This is a genomic window from Mesorhizobium sp. M7A.F.Ca.CA.004.12.1.1 (assembly GCF_003997835.1).
Lineage (GTDB): Bacteria > Pseudomonadota > Alphaproteobacteria > Rhizobiales > Rhizobiaceae > Mesorhizobium.
In genome coordinates, this window is the sequence record NZ_RZRK01000992.1 from 1 (window position 1) to 1,962 (window position 1,962).

A 1,962-nucleotide genomic window follows, 5' to 3' on the forward strand; every position below is an offset into this window, starting at 1 on the left:
GTCCGGTGTCGCCATCGAGAAGCGCTGGTTCGGCCGCGTGGCGATGACGCCGGACCATCTGCCGCACATCCATGAGCCGGAGCAGGGCCTGCTGGCCGTGGCCGGCTGCCAGGGTCGTGGTGTCGGCCTGATGACCGCGCTTGGCGAGCGCATCGCCGGCTACCTCCAAAGTGGCGACGCCAGGCAATTGCCTTTCCCGGTCTCGCCGATCCGGCCGATCCCGTTTCACGCCTTCCGTCAGGTCGGCGTCGCCGCGACCATCGCCTGGTACCGTCTGCTCGATGCGTTGGAGCGCTGACCAGGGCGCTTCATCTCCTTGGGGTTCCGTTAGAGGATTCTGCTTGACAGTTTCATGGATATGAAAAACTCTAAGCCAATTTCAAAATCCCGATAGGCAGGTGGATGTCGACCCTAGTTGCAACATCAGCGCCAGAGGTCCGGTCTTCTCAGGGCTTCCGGGTCGCCATGCTGCTGCCGGGCGCTCTGGTCACTTTCCTGCTGATCCTGTTTGCCCTCGGCCTCGTGCTTTTTCTCGCCTTCCGCGGCAATGACGGTTCGCTGCTCGGCGCCGGCTTCACCGTGGCGAATTTTGTCACTGTGGTGTCCGATCCGCTGTACTGGACGGTGACGCTGCGCTCGCTGATCATTGCCGCTCTGGTCACGCTGGCGACCGTCGTCACCGCTTATCCCGTCGCCTACTACCTTGCCTTCCACGCCGGCCGGCGGCGCGGCCTGCTGCTGTTCCTGGTGACGCTGCCGTTCTGGACCAGCTATCTCCTGCGCGTCTTCGCCTGGAAGATCGTGCTCGCCTACAATGGCGTTTTGAACTCGGCGCTGATCGAAAGCGGTATCTGGTCCGAGCCGACATTGGCCTTTCTCAACACGCCGGCCGCCGTCGTCGTCACGCTCGCGCACGCCTATGCACCGTTCGCCATCCTGCCGATCTATGTGGCGCTGGACACCATCCCGAAATCGCTGATCGAGGCCGCTTCCGATCTCGGCGCGCGGCCATTCACCTCTTTCCGCCGTGTCGTGCTGCCCAATTCGATGCCGGGCGTGCTGGCGGCAGCCCTTGTCGTCTTCGTGCCGACGGTCGGTGACTATGTCACGCCGGCGCTCGTCGGCGGCCCGGCCAGCACCATGATCGGCACGCTGATCCAGGCGCAATTCGGCAAGGCCAATGACTGGCCGTTCGGCGCCGCACTCTCCGTCGCCGTCATGCTGGTCATCCTGTGCGTGGTGCTGGTCGCGCGTTTCGCCGACCGCAGATTTGGCAGCCGCACATGAGCGCTGCACGCACGCAGGGAGGCGGCCGCTGGCTCGGCGTCTACGTCGTCGCCTATCTGGTCTTTCTCTATCTGCCGGTGCTGCTGATCCCGCTGTTTTCCTTCAACAACTCGATCCAGGCAGCGTTTCCACTGCAAGGCTTCACCTTGCAATGGTACGCGACACTGTTCGGCAATTCGGCGCTGACTGGTGCACTCTTGAACAGCCTCGTCATCGGCGCCATTGCCGCCACGGGCGCGACGCTGTGCGGCATCACCGTATCCTACATGGACCTCTATGGCCGCTCGCCGCTGGCCGCCACCATCAGCGCCATCGCCCGGCTGCCGATCCTGATCCCCGGCGTCATCGTCGGCATATCGCTGCTGATCCTCATCAACCTCATTGGTTTGGGGCCATCGCGCATCGCCATCGTTCTCGGTCACATATTGGTGGCGCTGCCGACGACCGTGGTGATCATGCGCAGCCGCTTCGCCGCCGTCCCGAAAACCATTCGCGAGGCGGCGCTCGATCTCGGCGCCTCCGACTGGACGACGTTCCGGCGGGTCATGCTGCCGCTCAGCCTGCCGGCCATCGTTTCGGCCTTCATGCTGGCCTTCCTGATCTCCTTCGACGAATTCATCGTCGTCTTCTTCCTCGCCGGCACCGAGCCGACGCTGCCGCTCTACATCTGGAGCC

At 63.9% G+C, this 1,962-nt stretch carries 2 protein-coding genes and 1 pseudogene; all 3 read left to right on the top strand.

Translation table 11 applies throughout. The annotated features are described in order from the left end of the window. A pseudogene (locus EN984_RS32690) lies at positions 1-298 on the top strand (FAD-binding oxidoreductase); the annotation flags it as partial. A 104-nt stretch (positions 299-402) separates the two neighbouring features. Beyond that, on the top strand, positions 403-1,287 hold the full coding sequence (locus EN984_RS32695) for an ABC transporter permease (RefSeq protein WP_127270231.1): 885 nt from the start codon (positions 403-405) through the stop codon (positions 1,285-1,287). Next, positions 1,284-1,962 (top strand): ABC transporter permease (locus tag EN984_RS32700; protein ID WP_164765834.1); only part of this gene is annotated, 679 nt, incomplete at its 3' end. The genes EN984_RS32695 and EN984_RS32700, both read left to right, overlap by 4 nt.